The 16,441-nt window shown below is 52.0% G+C and carries 15 protein-coding genes; 2 read left to right on the top strand and 13 right to left on the bottom strand.

Translation table 11 applies throughout. The annotated features are described in order from the left end of the window. Nucleotides 1–121: 121 nt before the first annotated feature. Nucleotides 122–1,048, bottom strand: coding sequence for a transaldolase (gene tal / locus AC3IT6_RS19930; protein WP_489352208.1), 927 nt, complete (start codon nucleotides 1,046–1,048; stop codon nucleotides 122–124). A gap of 476 nt (nucleotides 1,049–1,524) precedes the next feature. Between tal and AC3IT6_RS19925 the strand changes: the two genes are divergently transcribed. Beyond that, nucleotides 1,525–1,893 (top strand): hypothetical protein, encoded by a 369-nt coding sequence (locus tag AC3IT6_RS19925; RefSeq protein ID WP_458370036.1) that lies wholly within the window; start codon nucleotides 1,525–1,527, stop codon nucleotides 1,891–1,893. Between the two features lie 74 nt (nucleotides 1,894–1,967). Continuing rightward, the gene (locus tag AC3IT6_RS19920; protein WP_489352205.1) at nucleotides 1,968–2,594 is read left to right on the top strand and encodes a hypothetical protein; all 627 of its coding nucleotides are present in this window, start codon (nucleotides 1,968–1,970) and stop codon (nucleotides 2,592–2,594) included. A gap of 29 nt (nucleotides 2,595–2,623) precedes the next feature. Here the strand turns inward: AC3IT6_RS19920 and AC3IT6_RS19915 are convergent, their stop codons facing one another. The 12 genes from AC3IT6_RS19915 to wecB all read right to left on the bottom strand — a co-directional run bounded on the left by AC3IT6_RS19915 (nucleotide 2,624) and on the right by wecB (nucleotide 16,356). Beyond that, nucleotides 2,624–3,082, bottom strand: coding sequence for a mannose-1-phosphate guanylyltransferase (locus AC3IT6_RS19915; protein ID WP_489352203.1), 459 nt, complete (start codon nucleotides 3,080–3,082; stop codon nucleotides 2,624–2,626). A gap of 214 nt (nucleotides 3,083–3,296) precedes the next feature. Beyond that, entirely contained in the window at nucleotides 3,297–3,716 is a 420-nt protein-coding gene (locus AC3IT6_RS19910; protein WP_489352201.1) for a VanZ family protein, read from the bottom strand. Then, a complete protein-coding gene (locus AC3IT6_RS19905; RefSeq protein ID WP_489352199.1) occupies nucleotides 3,713–5,797 on the bottom strand; it encodes a YjbH domain-containing protein in 2,085 nt (694 codons plus the stop codon). Before AC3IT6_RS19905 ends, AC3IT6_RS19910 begins: the two co-directional genes overlap by 4 nt. Next, nucleotides 5,794–6,561 carry a capsule biosynthesis GfcC family protein gene (locus AC3IT6_RS19900; RefSeq protein WP_489352197.1) on the bottom strand — a complete coding sequence of 256 codons (768 nt, stop codon included), beginning with the start codon at nucleotides 6,559–6,561 and terminating at the stop codon, nucleotides 5,794–5,796. Before AC3IT6_RS19900 ends, AC3IT6_RS19905 begins: the two co-directional genes overlap by 4 nt. Continuing rightward, the gene (locus AC3IT6_RS19895; RefSeq protein ID WP_489272757.1) at nucleotides 6,558–7,217 is read right to left on the bottom strand and encodes a YjbF family lipoprotein; all 660 of its coding nucleotides are present in this window, start codon (nucleotides 7,215–7,217) and stop codon (nucleotides 6,558–6,560) included. The genes AC3IT6_RS19900 and AC3IT6_RS19895 overlap by 4 nt, the downstream gene beginning before the upstream one ends. Before the next feature lie 13 nt (nucleotides 7,218–7,230). Next, nucleotides 7,231–8,343: a polysaccharide biosynthesis/export family protein gene (locus AC3IT6_RS19890; RefSeq protein WP_489356626.1), complete on the bottom strand. Its 1,113-nt coding sequence runs from the start codon at nucleotides 8,341–8,343 to the stop codon at nucleotides 7,231–7,233. Between the two features lie 650 nt (nucleotides 8,344–8,993). Then, nucleotides 8,994–9,683, bottom strand: coding sequence for a WecB/TagA/CpsF family glycosyltransferase (locus AC3IT6_RS19885; protein WP_489352194.1), 690 nt, complete (start codon nucleotides 9,681–9,683; stop codon nucleotides 8,994–8,996). 225 nt (nucleotides 9,684–9,908) lie between these two features. Then, nucleotides 9,909–10,910, bottom strand: coding sequence for a glycosyltransferase family 4 protein (locus tag AC3IT6_RS19880; RefSeq protein WP_489352192.1), 1,002 nt, complete (start codon nucleotides 10,908–10,910; stop codon nucleotides 9,909–9,911). Between the two features lie 522 nt (nucleotides 10,911–11,432). Then, entirely contained in the window at nucleotides 11,433–12,650 is a 1,218-nt protein-coding gene (locus AC3IT6_RS19875; RefSeq protein WP_489352190.1) for a hypothetical protein, read from the bottom strand. Beyond that, nucleotides 12,647–13,723, bottom strand: coding sequence for a hypothetical protein (locus AC3IT6_RS19870; RefSeq protein WP_489352188.1), 1,077 nt, complete (start codon nucleotides 13,721–13,723; stop codon nucleotides 12,647–12,649). The genes AC3IT6_RS19875 and AC3IT6_RS19870 overlap by 4 nt, the downstream gene beginning before the upstream one ends. 157 nt (nucleotides 13,724–13,880) lie before the next feature. Then, nucleotides 13,881–15,149, bottom strand: coding sequence for a UDP-N-acetyl-D-mannosamine dehydrogenase (gene wecC / locus AC3IT6_RS19865; RefSeq protein WP_489352186.1), 1,269 nt, complete (start codon nucleotides 15,147–15,149; stop codon nucleotides 13,881–13,883). Nucleotides 15,150–15,237: 88 nt separating this feature from the next. After that, a complete protein-coding gene (gene wecB, locus AC3IT6_RS19860) occupies nucleotides 15,238–16,356 on the bottom strand; it encodes a non-hydrolyzing UDP-N-acetylglucosamine 2-epimerase (protein WP_489352184.1) in 1,119 nt (372 codons plus the stop codon). Nucleotides 16,357–16,441: the final 85 nt, after the last annotated feature.

The raw sequence follows: 16,441 nt of genomic DNA, 5'->3' as shown, positions 1-16,441 counted from the left end.
TTTTGAAATGCATTCCCCTGTGGGAGCGAGCTTGCTCGCGATGGCGTCCTGACAGTCACCACACATACAAAAAAGGGCGAACCTGTGAGGGTTCGCCCTTTTTGCATCACACCCACTCAGATCACAGCTTGGCCTGCAACAACGCCTCAAGCTTCTCTTGATCCCGCGCGAACTGACGAATGCCTTCAGCCAGTTTCTCGGTCGCCATCGCATCTTCGTTGGACAGCCAGCGGAACTGCGATTCGTTGAGGCTCAGGCGCGCTTCACCGGCATGGCCTGGCACCAGTTTGCGCTCCAGCTTGCCGGTATCCGCGGCCAGCTTATCGATCAGGTCCGGGCTGATGGTCAGGCGGTCGCAGCCAGCCAGCTGCTCGATCTGGCCCAGGTTGCGGAAGCTCGCCCCCATGACCACGGTCTTGTAGTCATTGGCCTTGTAGTAGTTGTAGATGCGCGTCACCGACTGCACGCCCGGATCATCCGCGCCGGTGTAGTCGTTGCCGTTGGCTTTCTTGTACCAGTCGTAGATACGGCCCACGAACGGCGAAATCAGGAACACCCCGGCGTCGGCACAGGCGGCCGCCTGGGCGAAGGAGAACAGCAGGGTCAGGTTGGTCTGGATGCCTTCCTTTTCCAGGATCTCGGCAGCGCGGATGCCTTCCCAGGTGGACGCGACCTTGATCAGCACGCGGTCGCGGCCAATACCGGCATTGTCGTACAGCTCGATCAGGCGATGCGCACGCTTCAACATGGCATCAGTGTCGAACGACAGGCGCGCATCCACTTCGGTGGAGATACGGCCCGGGATCACTTTGAGGATTTCTTGCCCCACGGCCACGCCAAAACGGTCGCTGGCCAGGCCCACATCGCCCTTGCAGTCATTGACGCTGGCGTTCAGCAGCTCGGCATACGCAGGAATGGCCGCGGCCTTGAGCAGCAGGGAAGGGTTGGTGGTGGCGTCCACGGGTTTAACGCGAGCGATAGCTTCGAAGTCGCCGGTATCGGCAACCACGGTGGTCATTTGCTTAAGTTGTTCCAGCTTGGAAGTCATGGGCGTGCTCTGTCCTATGGGTCTGATGACATTACCCGAGCGCTGACAGCCACTCAAGGGCGTGTACGTGTATCGATGGCCCCTGCGGCAACAACCTGAAAACAGGTGTTTGAAAGGTCGGGTGCCGTATAGATGAATAGGATGCCAGGCGGGCTCACAGGTTCAACTGATCTGACGGTCAGCGCCTGGCAATCAGATCATCTGACGCCCTAGTCCTCTGATAACGCTCGCGGCACCTTACGTGTAATTACCGATATCGTTGAAGTCTATATAGTTCGATTGCGGGCTCAATAATTGTTATAAAAAGTCAATTAACACCCTGGCAAAGTTGATCTCCGCGGTAACAACTGTAATGTTATCTGGCGGAGATTTTGATCGTTAGAATACGTCCAGTACATATATAAAATAAAGTGTAATGTGATATTGAGAATTCGTGTTTGTAGAAATAACTTCACAACGTGAAGAGGTATATGTTTTTGGATGCGTTTGATGATTTGATGCTTGGCTACGCACTAAAAAAGTTGACCGGCGTGTTTGAAGAAATCGTGGAGGTTTCGAAGAACACCGCTTCGGACAAGGCAACGGGCGTGCTGGATATCAGGCCATCCAAAACCGCAAAAAAAATCCCCGTCTGGTTGGGGCGTTTGAGGGTCAACACCCCTTATCAAGTGACCCATGTTCTGATCGATCAGATGCACGCCTCTCGAAAACTCAACCTCGACCTGCGCTTCGCGGCACAAGCTGCCTTGCTGGACGCGCTGGTAGAGGACGGACTGGCAATGCACATCGCCAGTTATTCAGTGGTTGTCGTAGAGAATCGTCTGAAGTGCTTTGTTGATCGATGAACGTGGTATCTACTGTGCACGCGGCCAGTGTCCAGCACGCTGGGAAATTGCATGAGACGTGAGAAAGTAGATTGGTGTCAAAACTGTACATCGCACAATACGCCGGAATCACCGTCATGCTTCCTGCGGCCATGGTCGTCGCTGGTTGGTTATGGAGCATGGCATCCAGAAAACTCGCCCTCCTATGGCTAGGCGTACTGTTCGTAGCCTATTTCGTCGTAGGTCTCAGTAAAGTGCTGTTCAAGGGCTGGGGTATCGGCCTGGAAAGCCTGGATATCGCGGTCATCAGCGGCCACGCAATGAACGCCTGCCTGGTGTCGACCGTTGTCCTGAGTTTGCTATTGCGCCAACTGGATCATCGGCTTCGATGGTTGGCACTGGGGGCGGGGCTGCTGTCGACCTGGTGGTTCAGCGTGCAGTATGTCGGGCAGACGATTCATCCTCTGCCGGAAGCGATTGCCGGGGCGGTTGTGGGGTCAGCCGCGGCGTGCGTATTTCTTTTCAGGCTGGAGAGAAAGGAAGTTCGCAAAATTCCCCGCACGGCCCTCATGCTAGGGCTCGCGATTATCATGCTGAGTACGAGTATTCCAAAATATACCGCTGAGAGGCTCTTGAACTCTTTCGCAGTCACTCTTTCGGGGGCAGAAAAGGCATTCATGCAGCCTCACTGGCGCTCTCCCGGCGGATCGTCACGGTTGTAGGTTTTGATTCGAGTTCTGGCGGAGTGGACTCACCAGGATTCACTACTATGTTTTTCTTCGATTCGCTCCAGCAGCTCTGCAGTTTTTTTCTGCATCAGTGCAACATCGCCTCGACTCTCAACCTTCAACAGGATCTCGCTCTCCGATGGGCAGATCTTGAAGCGCCATTCAGTGAACGTCAGGCTCAGGCCGTCACTGTCATCCACATCCAGTGCTTCACTGGCATACAGGGTCCGCAAGTACTCGAGTAGCGCAATGGGATTACCGACCATGCGCCGAATATCACCTGAGGAAGGAAAGAGCCCGATGCGCTCCACCAACAACTTTGGCTGTGGGGTGACAGTGGAGGGCGCACTTTCGTATGTCCGCAACCAGGCCATCAATCCACTGTTGCCCTCGGTGAACGGCTGTCCAAAAACCATATTGCCCGGTGCAAAAGGGTCCAGCGATTTATAGACAGCGTCGATCGGTGATCTGGAAGCGTTCATAGTGGTCTGCCTTGCAAAAGGTTTATAGCCGCTCAAAAAACGCGGCACCCAAGAGCTAAAAAATACCGTTTACAGGCCTTTCTTATAAAAAATCGCATAACAGAAATGGGTTGCGCCAATTCAGTGCTTTGATGTTTACAGACGTGTTCGCGCGATGCTCACGGACGAAGCCATAGTCTTGAGTGGGAACCCAACGGACTGTCTGACCGGCTGCCTAACGGTTTCGCTCTGTCATGCGATGCATGACATCGAGAGCTTCTCGCTGCTTGTACGACCAATGGCGCATCCCACGCCACGCAATCAAGCCGATCGATACACCGACAGCATTGGCCAAGGCGTCGTAAGGTGATGCCGTGCGCAGCGGCATCAGTGCTTGTGCATATTCGATCATGACTCCCGTCAGCAGACAGCCCAAGGCGATCCAGCGCGCCTTGGCCCGCAGGAAGGCCAGCTGGCAACTAAAAGACAACGCGAAAAAACCAAGCAGGTGATGCAGCTTGTCTTCCTGGGCAAAGGCTTCGGGAACCGGTTGCGCTCGCAAAGCGGCTGTCAGCAAGACCACACTGACGCCGATGAAAAGCAGCGTGCGCAGGCTTTGGGAAAGTTGTGTGACACCCAGGAGTAACGAACTCATTCGGTGATTTTCTCAAAGTTCTTATAGAACGCATCTTTGTCGCGGCCATCGGTCATTGTGTACAGCGAATATTGGCGGTTAAGACGCGCGCCACCATCGCGGGTCAGCGGAGCCCAGACCAGGTTGGCGCGACGCATCGTGGAAACGCTCATCAACTCGTCGAAGGGGACCGAGATATAGATGCCTTTGTCGAAGCTACCCTCGCCGAACTCTTCTTTCGAGGCCGTGGTGCGGGTAACCCAGCCACCGAACTTCACGCCGTTACTGAACTCATGCGACAGATCGACCGTGGCCCCCCAATCGCGCGCCAGGTAACGTCCAACACTGACCGCCGCCTGCAATTCGAACGGCAGTTCGGTATAGGTGGTGATGTGACCGGTCACGGTATCGTAATCGCGCAGACCAAAACCCTGGTCAAAGTCACGCTGGCGTACAAAGTTCAAATCAGCACCCAAGGCCCAGCGCTCGCCCATGGGGCGGTACAGCAATTCACCTCCGACCCCGGCGAACATTGACTCCAGATAACCGCCATACACCATGCCAAACAAGTCTTGATCCAGTTGCTTGGCATGGTTGAGCTGGAATGTCGGCATTGTTACATCAGAGGTGATGACGTACTTGCGCAAATCGGTGCGCACTCGGGGCAGATTGCTCGGCGCGTCGTACGTGAACTTATCAAAGTTGTTCAGCAGATTGGTGCTGATGACCCCGCTCGTCCACGTGCTGCGGGTAAAGCGGTATTCTGCGTCCACATCAGCAGTCAGCTGGTACAGCAAGCCGTCGGGACCGCCTATGTTTTGCTTGTAACCCAAGCCGATACCATAGGTGAAACGCTCGAGTGCCTGGGTGTACAGCGTGTTTTCAATGTGCGGCGTGGCCCGGTTCAATTCGGTGGTGCGGTGCAGGTCTGTAAGGTCTTGTTGGTTGTTCACCACGGCCCGGAAGGTTTCGCGCGGCACACTGGTTTCTTCCACGGGCATGTCGTAACGCTTGTTCACCATCGTGAACCAGTCGATTTCGTCATTCGCGCTGTTGTCCAGAATCCGGCTGGCCCGGCCCACGCCTTTGGCTGAGTAGAAATAGCGCGACTGCTCGCCATACACAATCAGCTCGGAATCGCGTTGAGCAATACGCTCGACCTTATAACCTGCGTTGTTTTCCAGTCGTTTGGAAACCCCAGCCCAGTCGACCTGATCGAGCGGCGTGGTTGGCTCGCGTGCCGGCAGCGCTTCGACAGCGGGGTCGTAGCGTTTGGCCGGCGCCTTGCGGCTGGCGAAATTGGTGTGAAAAGTAATACCGAACAACGCGGTGTTGCCGCGCTCCCAACCGGCGGTCAAATCGACTGAATCAGTTAGCTTGAACACCGCCCCGATGTTAATGGGCGAGTCCTGCTTCAGGCTATTGTCCAGCGGCTCGTGCTTGTAGTCGTTACCGTCGAACTCGAGTTTCAGGCTCAAGGGCGCCCAGGGCGTTTGATAGGCCACGCCGCCAAACAACGCGGGCGAGCCGCGAAAATACGAGTTGGTATTGACGTTGCCCGCGTCCGCGCCCGTGTTTACCGGGCGAGTATCAAAGCGCTCATTGAGGTACCCCAGCGGGTTATCGATATCCCCGCGGTTACCGATGTAGCCCCAAGCAACGCCCAGGCTGAAATCCAGATCGTAGTAACGTTTGTTCGCCACGAAGTATTCGCTGGAGAACAGGCCGGTGCCCCCGACGTCCCGAAAGCCGAGTGCGACCTCGGGCAACCAGTGGCTTTCTTGCCAGAGGCGGGCTTTGACATCGACCGCCTTGTCTTTATAACTCTGGTCGCCACTGAACGATTCGGCCCCGTATTTACGGTCGCTGATAGCGGTATAACGGAAACTGCCTTCCAGCCAATCAAGGGGCTGTATTGAAATGCTATAGCGCGAATAGGGGTCGGTCCGGTTGGCGTTCAGGCTGAATTCGCCGGCAGGTGCCATCCGTGCGGTGGGGGTTTGCAACAAACCCACGCCACCGAAATCATTCTGGGTAAAACGCGGCTCTCCATGAGCCAGGCTGTAGGGCAACAACACTACGGCGGCAAAACGTAACTTCAAGGGGCCACCTCGGGCAGCGGTTGGGTGGCGAGAAACTGGGCAAGCTGCTCGTTCAAGTCGGGGGTGGGCAGGTCCGGATCATCGTTTCGCACGGGTACCAGGATTGTGCTGCCTGCGGCGGCAAACACCCCGTCTTCGCGGTTCCAGGCGGCGTTACCGACTCGCCTGACCTGACCATCGGGCTGAATCAGCCACAGGTAATCGGCATCGGCGTCGGTCACTGGCAGACAGCTTTTGAGATATTCCTGGACTGGCTGCAGGGCGCGATAAGGCAGCGTGCAGGGCTGTTCAACTGCGCCCAGGACAGTGACCGTAGTCGGGCGTAGAGGGTAAATCAGCTGGTCGCCGTCACTGAGCGAGTAGTTGCGGGCGAACGCAACCTCCAGCGCCACGGGGTCGAGCACCGCGACTCTGCGGCCGGTAACGGGCAGTCGGCTGACCTCTTCAAACAGGCGCGCCGCCAGGGCCGCAAGGCTGCTTTTTTCTTCAAGCAAGGCCCCACGTTGCAGCAATTTCAGATCGAACAGCACACCGGCTTTAAGGCGGACTTGCTGCTCCACCAGTGGCTGGTGCAACCAGGCGGCGGCCAGCCAGTAACTTTCGGCGTTCGGGCGTCCCTGGCTGACGGCATCGAGCAAGCGGGTGCCTGGCACGAACGCAAAGGATCCAGCGTTTTTTACATCACCCGTGACCGTGACAGCGGCCTGAGTCATCGCAGAACTGGCCAGCAACAGGCAAGCCGACAGCGTTTTCGAATATCTCACCGAGCCGTCTCCCGGTCAGGGCGCAATTGCACAATCTTCAAGAAAAGTTCCGGCGTAAGATGTTGTTCGCTCTGCAGGATCAAGCCATCGTCAGGCCTGACCCAAAAACGGTTGGTGGCCTTGAATCCCAGCTCGGGTATGTCGATGCGTTCGTCTATGCGCAGCAGCGCATAGTCCTTGTCCAGGATGGTGACGGTTTCGATGTCTTGTCGGCTGAAACGACTGTTGACCGCCAGTCCGACCTGCGGCCCCTGATAGACATCTATCCAGCGGGTACTGCTGTAGCCGTCGGGCAATCGCTGCAAGCCAAGCTTGAACGGCGACTCCCCGTCGAAGCGCGTGCCATCGAGATTGATGCCCAGGCCGACGCTGCGCACGACCAGACCGTCGCGCATCAACAACACCTGTTTGCCGGAGGCGACCCAGAACTCCAGGTCGCCCTGCTGGCGTAGCTTCGCCAATACACCTTCGCTGGCGTCCGTGGTGACCTTGATCTGCGCATAGGGCACGGCGTCCACTTGCGCCGCAGTCAACTCCAGCGGCTGGACGCCCAGTGTGGAGGCCTTAAAGGTATCCAGGGACGCCTGCATCAAGGGATTGCAGCCACACAGCAGTAATCCCACCGCCAGGCATGAGCTATTACGCAAAGTTTTCAAAGCGGCTCAAACCTTATCGACTGCTGGCTTCACTGAGATTGTTTGTGGCCGATGCTCCGGTACCCAGGATAGCGGCCGAAGGCAGCAACTGACTGATCAAGCGGTTCCAGCGGGTCACGCCTGCAGGGCCGACGTAGACAATGTCCTGGGGTTGCAGATCGAAGCGGCTGGCGAGAGCAAACGCGGTCGGCGATTCGGCTTCCAGCTGAAAGACTTTTGCCGGCTCGGTTTCAAGGTTCTCGGCGCCTCGAATGACATACAGTGCATTGCCGTTGGATGTGGTCTGGTTCAGTCCACCGACCGTTCCGACTGCATCCGCCAGATTCATCCGATTGATTTTGAACGTGAGCGCCCGAGGCTGGTTGACCTCACCCATGACGTAGATCTTTTTCCGGTCGTTGTAGGGCAGGTACAACTGATCGCCGTCTTTCAAATAGACATTATGCAACATCGAGCCTTTGCTGTTAAGCGAGTCCAGGTCGAGCGGATACTCACGCCCGTCCCGGGTCAGTGTCAGGCCGGCAAGGTCGGCATTCAATGGATCGACAGTAGCAGTACCCATGGCTTCGACGACACTGAGCGGCGAAGTGGTAATGGGCTGTTGACCGGCTTTCAAAATAGCACCGGAAATAACGACTTTTTGACTGGCAAAGCGCAAAACACTCAAGTCAACCTGGGGGCTGTCGACGAATTGAGTCAGGCGCTCAGCAATAAAACCGCGAAGCTCCTCGATGGTTTTGCCTTCGGCATGAATATTGCCGATATAGGGGTAAAACATGGTGCCGTCCGGGCGTACCAGGCGACCGTTCGCATCAATTTGCTGTTGCGCACCCGATGGCGCAGTCAACTCAGGATGGTCCCACACAGTGATGTACAACACATCATTGGCGCCAATCCGGTAAGCACTCGGCTTGTACGCCAACAACTCGGCGGGCACCGAGGCTTGCACTTTTGTCGCCGCGTTCTGGGCAATCAGTTTGGGCGTTATCGGAATCAACTCGATCCGACTGCTTTCCGGTGAGCCTTCACGGCCGACCTGGCTGGTATCCAGGTGTTGACCGGGTGAGAACATACAGCCTTGCAGGGCAATACCTGCAAGCACAGCGAGCGACAAACTACGAATCATGATTGAGGACACTTGTGGAGGGAACACATCAAAACGGAACCACCCGGATTGCTCCGGGTGGTAGAAGGCTATCGACCTCGCGGTGCGCTTAGCGTGTACCGGTGGTGCCTGTGGTGCCGGTAGTGCCAGTAGTGCCGCCGTCATTGTTGCTTCCGCCACCACTGGATGACACAGCAGCAGCACCGGCGATAACCGCGGCGCCGATGCCGAGAGCAGTCCCTGTGGTCAGGCTGCCCACGAGAGGGGTGTTCAGACTCAAAGGAGCGTTTGCTGCGGGTTTTGCAGGTGTGCCTGGAGCAGAAGACGCTGCGGGAGGCTCAGCGGCCAAAACGGAGGCACTCAAAGAAAGCATTAGAACGGAAGCAAGTAGTTTGGTCATGGTAGATTCCTTTTTGATGCATCGTCGGTATTGGCGGTGAAGCTAAGAAGCGAGCGTGCAAAGCCAAAAACTCTGAGCGTCCAGTAGCGTTAAGTATAGTTATTGATTCGAACTCGATGAGAGTGGACCTCTGGAGGTGTTTCTCAGTGAGACTTATCTTGCGATTATTACTCAAGAATACCTGTGTAGGACGCCTGGCAGGTCTGACGTTTTCTAACGCGATCGCTGTTTCTAACATTGCTTCGCCGCGGCACGAGCACGGCGATGATATTCAAGACCGCTTGAGCTTTTCCTTGATGAGTAACCAGGCGAATTTGCTGTTGGTAGTCAAGTAACGTTTCCACATCCTGCCGGGTTCCTGGATAACACGGTACAGCCATTCCAGCCCGTACTTCTGCATCCATTGCGGCGCGCGTTTTACCTTCCCTGCGACCACATCGAACGTTCCGCCCACCCCCATGACAAAGGTGACACCCAACTGATCGCGCCAGCGGTTGATAAAGTTTTCTTTCATTGGCGAGGTGATGGCGACGAACAGCAGCTGTGCACCTGAAGCCCGAACCTTCTCGACCAGTGCGGCTTCGTCGTCCCAGAAATAGCCATGGTGATATCCGGCGACTTTGAGCCCAGGGTAAAGCGCCTTCACCTTGCTGGCGGCGGTGGAAACGACGTCGTCCTTGGCGCCTAACAAGAACACCGAAAAGTGGTTGGCCGCGCTCATCTCCAGCAATTCATGAAACAGGTCGACACCCGCGACGCGTTCGGGCACTGAGTGGCCGAGAAAGCGGGCCCCCAACACCACACCCATACCGTCGATATTAATGATGTCACAAGAACGAACGGATTCGCTCAACTGAGGGTCGTCGCGCATGTTTACAAGCTTGGCGACATTCACTACCACGTGCTGGGTGAAGTGGCCGGCAGTAATCGCGTTGCGAATTGTCACGACGGTGTTGTTCATGGAGGCGACATCCATGGGGCAGCCCAGTACCTCAATTCTCTTCATGATGAAATTCAGTATTCCTATAGTATTGGGATAATTCACGTGAGCGATGTGGCAGCATTCTATGCGTTGCACGAAAATTTATAGCTGTGAGTATTGTTATGTGCTCTAACTTTGCGGTTAGCTATCCATTCGATTAATAAACAGATTAATTGATGGCTGATGAAGTGGTAGTTGCGCGGATTATTTCAAAGCTGCGCGATAGTTTTCTAAAAATAGTTTCATGCCATACTGATTAGCTATCAAGCTACTTCGGTCGATGAGGGTTTTCATTCGTGTTTCTTGTTTCGATAAGTCGATAGCATGGGTGAGCGCCGTTAAAAACGATGCAGGGTTGGCGTGACTGAAAGAAATTGATAAGTCGTCGAGGGAGCATAGTTCTATCAATGCGGGAACGTCAGAGTGGATTAGAATCCTACCGTGGTACATCGATTCAATTGCTACTAAGCCGAAACCTTCTTCAATAGAAGGCATGATATTTATATGGCAGTGCGCAATTTTTGTGAAAGGGCTTTCAACTTCACCTAGAAGAGTTAAGTTTATATTGTCAGGCAGGTGTTTGGTTTTATCTAGAATCTGCTCTTTTAACGGGCCGTCACCTATAATGGTTAATCGAATTTTGGCGTCGGATAGCGCAATATAATCTATTAACTCCAGAATGCCCTTCCAGGGATGAAGCCCCCCTACGTAGCTTAGGTCTATGGTGTTTGCCGGATACTCTGGATATGTGGCAGTGTCGGCTGTTATAGGGTTTTTAATTAACTTTATCTTGCGAGAAAGAATTCCCATTTTAACAAACCCGTCGCGGACGGTTTCGGAGACTGCGACATAGTTATCAGTTTTAAAAATTCGAAATATTATTTTTTTTGATTTGTAATCTGCATGGGCGTAGAAGCAGGTCTTTATTCCAAGAAAACGAAGGAATGGTACCAGCGGTAAATAAAATCTAGAATGGATGATGATCCATTCGGGTTTCAATTGAATTGAAATCCATAGAGCTTTGAGAGCCCAACACCCTCCGCCAATAATGTTGTGTTTGTCACAAAGATTGTCTTGTCTATATTTGCTAAAGCTGAACGTTTCTTTTCCTTGTACGGCATCATCTTTTCTTAGAATTGCTAAAATTCGTTGCGCGCCGCCTCGTAACGGGGTTGCATCATTTATGAGGTGTAATATTCGCTTCATTTATAGAGTTGTCTCTTGATGCTGTGAGTTTAGTGAATTGTGTTAATTTGTTCCATGTGAGAGATTTATCTATATTTGTCTCGTGGTAATAATGGTTGCTACTAAAAAGCACTTTCTCGAAAGTCAGGAGTCGGAGAGCGACAGAGTTAATATCGATAAGCCATACGAAACAACTGTGGCTGTTTATCAGTTCGCCTATTATGCATAAAGACTGGCCTAAATTACCTTCCCTCCCAAAAAAAGTAGTAGCTTGCGAGGCTTTTATGCTATGGGTTGAACGAACTCCATCTCCAGTCGCTATGCCTATGGGGTGCGGCATATATATATATATATAGCTGTAAAAATTTGCTCTATAGTTAATGCTGGTCTGAACTAAAAAAGTTAATGCGCTGCATGGCAATTTCTTAATAAGTGGATTGTTAAAATCTAAGGTTTTTGCGCAGGGCGGTACAAGAACTTAACAGGTAAACAGCAGGGCGCGCACCTAATAGAGCATCTGGTTCTGTGTTGTGCGCAGTGTATTTAAGATTGGGTTTGATAAGAACCAATTTGTCCTGGCGGAGTACTTCTTAACGAGCAGTAAGTTCTGGCGGCAAAGTATGGTGCTAGATACATCATGAAGTAAAATGTGGGGTAATAAAAAGCCGCGCAAAATACTAGTGAGGACAATACTATCATCTGCGTTTTTTCCGTTCTTTTAGTTTTAAAATTGCATGTTGCGTAAAAGTCGAAAAAGAACAAAAGGGCGCCAATTAAGCCTAGTTCAAACACTACTACATAAGATTCGCTTGTATCCCGTGACGATTTACTTCTTTCCGAATTTGCCCGAGATGATAGATTTTCTTGGTAAGCCATTTCCCCCCAAGTAGAAAGGCCATTGCCAAACAATAATGAAGGTAGTGAAAAATTTTCTTCGATATAGGTTGCGGTCTTAAGAGCTGTAACGCTTCTTGCGGATGCTGATCGATCATCCCCCGCCGCGCCCGATAAAGCGTCACTAAAGGTTAAGACTAAAAGAAATATCATTGGGATTAGACATACGATGATCAGTAAATATTTTTGGATTTTGTGGACGTATTTTTCGTAAAAAAATATAGAAGTCGAAAGCAAGGCAAAGTATAGCGTTAGCCTATTTTCACTTAGGTATAGGCATGTAAAAGAAAGGGTCATCAAGAGGATGGGAGGATACTTTTTATTTATGGTCATTATGTATCCTATAAAAGCTGAAGCTAGATACAAACCATACCAGTTAGGTTCAAGGAATAAACCTCGCATACGATTGGCAATGCTGCCGCCATCGTTGTAATAGGTGTCCGAAAGCCCGCCTAGTGAAATTTGATAGTTAAATACTGCGTATAATAAATACTGGGCGAAGCCAGTTGCTACTAATAGGATTAGGGTTCTTTTGAAAAATAAGTTGAAGTTGATTTGGTTGGCGTGCGTGAAGATTGCGGCGTGTGTCATTATGGCTAAAACAAAATATGAAAGTACGACTATATATGTTTTTAAGTCTGTGGCGATAAAGGCGTGAAGCGAAAGGTAAATAAGTAGAAGGATAATTGTTTTGTTGTGGTATGTGTAATGCCTAAGCCATTTTTTAGCAGATAACGCGCTTAGCGCCATTGCTATTATTAATAGCAGGTGTGATATATGAATTCTGAAATCTTCAAGGTTGATTTTTATCAAGCTGTCGAGCGAGAATAGTAGGATTGCAGGTATAATGATTTTTGATGTTTTCACTTTTGCATGCGCCTAATGGCTCGCGATAGAATAATGCTTAAAACAAAACTTAGTGTGATGCATGTGATAACTTCATTTAGATTTTTTGCTAGGAAACTAATTGTAATAAGTGTTAAAGCTGAGATGATGCTGGAGATAAGGATCGGAGTGATATGTTTCTGTATTCGCAATGATATTGATGATAACCCGGCGCTATTGTTTGCAACTGCTAAAAGTGTGGCGTATGCGAGTTCCTGCGTGGTTATAGGGATGTTGGTAATGCTATGGATTGTTTTAGAGCCTATAGCTATTAGTGTTAATCCATAGGCTGCGGTAATCAATAAAATTATAGGGAGAGCGGCCCTGTGGGTTGTTTTCTTCGATATAAGAACAGATCCTGCTATTGTACCTGCTTGGAGGATGGGCATGAATAAAGTATAGATGACTCTTAGTTGGCCGCTTTCATCCGCTCGTCCAACAGCCGGTAAATAATAAAAAAAATAATTACTGCATATCCAGAGCATGATTGCTGTGGTTAGGCTGCTTAAATCAGCGGCGACTTTCTCTTCGCTTTCGTGTTTGATTGCGGGTAAAAAAAACAGATATATAACGCCTATCACTCCATAGATAATAAGCCATGCGTCTAGCGATATTTCTGTGTGGTTAAGTGGCCATAGCAGTATCATGGTAACTGCGAAGCTGGATGTAGAGACTAATGTTGATTTTTTATGCTCTCCACTTAGTGCGTTAATTCTTCTAACTGTGAATAGTGCCGAGTTTCCTAGAGTGAATGCTAATATTGGGATGAATTGGGACTGCTCTATAAAAAACAGGCAAAGTGTTGAGGCTATTAAACTTAATATCGAGAGCTTTGTAACTATTGCTCCTCGAGAAAGTCCTGCTTTTCCTTTGAGTACTGTGGGCTCGATGTATGCGGAATTGAATACTGCAGTTACCATCAGGCTCGTGCTTAGTGCAATTGCGTATATTGAAAAGTCTGCAGCGCCAAATTTGCGGGCTAGCGTAATGGAGAAAATAAATAGTGATAGTGATGACAGTCCTTGATCTATGGAAAGTCTAATTATGTGCTGCATTGTTTGTTTCTCATCTTGATTCGGCTTGTTGAGTCTTGGAATTTAAATTATTAGACATGTTGTCGAGTCTAAGCGATGGCCAAGTTTAAATTGTGGCCACCGCTTTAGATGGGGTTGTATGTGAAATGGACAGATTTGTAGCTGATTGTTTGCTTTGTTAGTTGCTCATTAGTCCGCGTGCATCAACTATATGGTTACCCGCGAAAATTTGCAATTTAGCTTCTTTGAACTCCTTGTGGTCAACTAAAACTACAACTATGTCTGACTCTGTCAATGCTTCCTCAATAGTTTTTAGTGATAGTTTTTTGTTTAATGTATCCGGTAATGTCTGAATATTCGGTTCCACTACGACCAATTGCCCTGAATGCGTTGCTGCGATCTCAGTGGCAATAAACAGGGCTGGACTTTCCCGCAAGTCATCAATATCTGGTTTGAACGCTAAGCCGAAGCACGCAATCGACACCTCTCGCGCCGTCTTATCCGGGTTGGCTTGCAGAAACTCGGCTACAGCCAGTTTGACCTTGTCAATCACCCATTGAGGCTTGCTGTCATTCACTTCGCGGGCCGTACGAATCAGGCGCGCCTGCTCCGGCGTTTTACTGACGATAAACCACGGATCAACTGCGATGCAGTGTCCGCCAACCCCGGGGCCAGGTTGCAGGATATTGACCCTTGGGTGGCGGTTGGCCAGGCGGATCAGTTCCCAAACATTGATATCCAGCTTGTCGCAAATCATCGAGAGTTCGTTGGCGAATGCGATGCTCACATCGCGAGAGCTGTTCTCGGTGAGTTTGCACATTTCCGCAGTGCGGGCGTTGGTGACGATGCATTCGCCCTGGACGAAGATCTTGTAAAGGCTGATGGCCAATGCGGAGCATTTCGGTGTCATGCCACCGATAACTCGGTCGTTCTGTACCAGCTCGTGCAGTACATGGCCGGGCAGTACACGTTCCGGGCAGTGGGCAATGCGGATGTCGGAGCTTTCACCGTGGGTTTGCGGAAAACTCAGGTCTGGACGGGCTTCGGCGAGCCAAGCGGCCATCTGTTCGGTGGCGCCGACCGGGGAGGTCGATTCTAGAATGACCAGGTCGCCTTTCTTCAACACCGGTGCAATGCTTTTACTGGCCGATTCGATGTAGCTCAGGTCCGGTTCATGGTCGTCCTTGAACGGAGTTGGCACCGCAATCAGAAAAGCATCGGCGGGTTCGGGCCGGGTGGAGGCGCGCAGGTAGCCTTCAGTCACGGCGGCATGCACAACCATGTCCAGGTCTGGTTCAACGATATGAATCTGACCGCGGTTGATAATATCGACCGCATTTTGATTAACGTCGACACCGATCACTTGTTTTTTGCGCGAAGCGAAGACGGCCGCAGTGGGCAAGCCGATATACCCGAGACCAACGACGGAGATGGTGTTGAAAGGCATGGTGCGTCCTTGAATGGTGATGTGTAGATACGTTGTTCATGCGAGCTAACAGCCGGGCAAAGCCACGGCTGTTAAGTAAGGGAGGGGGTTAACGAGCGAGCAGCGCCTCGATGATGCGCTGGCAGGCGTTACCGTCGCCGTAAGGGTTATGGGCGTAACTCATGGTGCGATAGGCGACCGTATCGGTCAGCAAGCGGTTCAACTCGCGGGCGATATCGGCGGTTTCGGTGCCGACCAGTTTCACCGTGCCTGCGGCAACAGCCTCTGGCCGTTCTGTGGTATCGCGCATCACCAGCACGGGTTTGCCCAGTGACGGCGCTTCCTCCTGGATGCCTCCGGAGTCGGTCAAGATGATGTGCGCACGGCTCATCATGTGGACGAAAGGCAGGTAGTCCAGGGGGTCGATCAGGTAGATGTTGTGAATGCCGGTCAGGAGTCGATTGACCGGCTCGCGCACATTGGGATTGAGGTGCACGGGATAGACGATATCAACCTCTGGATGTTGCTGGGCAACTTCCATCAACGCCTGACAGATGCGTTCGAAGCCGTCGCCGAAACTTTCCCGGCGATGGCCTGTAACGAGGATCAGTTTTCGAGCGGGGTCCAGGAAGGCCGCCGGTGCCGAGGCTTGGGCAAGCAGTGCCTGGTCCTGATCGAGACGCTTGACGACATCCAGCAGGGCATCGATCACTGTGTTGCCCGTGACGACGATCGTGGCTGGATCGACGCCCTCGCGCAGCAGATTGGCTTGTGACGTTTCGGTTGGCGCGAAATGCAGGTTGGCCAACGCCCCCGTGAGCTTACGATTGCCTTCTTCCGGCCACGGCGAGTAGAGGTTGCCCGTGCGCAAGCCGGCTTCGACGTGCGCAACCGGAATCTGCTGGTAGTAGGCCGCGAGGCTGGCAGCGAAGGTGGTGGCGGTATCTCCGTGAACCAGCACAATATCGGGTTTGAATTCTGCCAGGACTTTCTTCAGCCCTTGCAGGATCGCGCTGGTGACATCGGTCAGGTCCTGGCCGGGTTTCATGATGTTCAGGTCGAAGTCCGGCTCAATGGCAAACAACCCCAACACTTGATCGAGCATTTCACGGTGCTGGCCGGTGACGCAGACTTTCGCCTCAAAGCGTTCATCTGCCGCCAGTGCCAGCGCAAGTGGAGCCATTTTAATGGCCTCAGGACGGGTACCAAAAATGCATAGGGTCTTCATAGGGCGATCCATTGCTATGTTCGTAGCTGAAGGTGGAGGGATGTTTGGACTGACTAACAAATGCCGTTTCAGATCGATGCTGTAT

The sequence above is a fragment of the Pseudomonas sp. KH_017 genome (genome assembly GCF_057840285.1).
The sequence above is the reverse complement of the archived record's forward strand: the minus strand, read 5'-3'. Positions and strand labels throughout refer to the sequence as shown.

What these genes read in the sequence shown, in the direction of transcription:
- tal (WP_489352208.1), bottom strand. Translation starts at nt 1,048, where the DNA reads ATGACTTCCAAGCTGGAACAACTTAAGCAAATGACCACCGTGGTTGCC.
- AC3IT6_RS19915 (WP_489352203.1), bottom strand. Translation starts at nt 3,082, where the DNA reads ATGAACGCTTCCAGATCACCGATCGACGCTGTCTATAAATCGCTGGAC.
- AC3IT6_RS19910 (WP_489352201.1), bottom strand. Translation starts at nt 3,716, where the DNA reads ATGAGTTCGTTACTCCTGGGTGTCACACAACTTTCCCAAAGCCTGCGC.
- AC3IT6_RS19890 (WP_489356626.1), bottom strand. Translation starts at nt 8,343, where the DNA reads ATGATTCGTAGTTTGTCGCTCGCTGTGCTTGCAGGTATTGCCCTGCAA.
- AC3IT6_RS19885 (WP_489352194.1), bottom strand. Translation starts at nt 9,683, where the DNA reads ATGAACAACACCGTCGTGACAATTCGCAACGCGATTACTGCCGGCCAC.
- AC3IT6_RS19880 (WP_489352192.1), bottom strand. Translation starts at nt 10,910, where the DNA reads ATGAAGCGAATATTACACCTCATAAATGATGCAACCCCGTTACGAGGC.
- AC3IT6_RS19870 (WP_489352188.1), bottom strand. Translation starts at nt 13,723, where the DNA reads ATGCAGCACATAATTAGACTTTCCATAGATCAAGGACTGTCATCACTA.
- wecC (WP_489352186.1), bottom strand. Translation starts at nt 15,149, where the DNA reads ATGCCTTTCAACACCATCTCCGTCGTTGGTCTCGGGTATATCGGCTTG.
- wecB (WP_489352184.1), bottom strand. Translation starts at nt 16,356, where the DNA reads ATGAAGACCCTATGCATTTTTGGTACCCGTCCTGAGGCCATTAAAATG.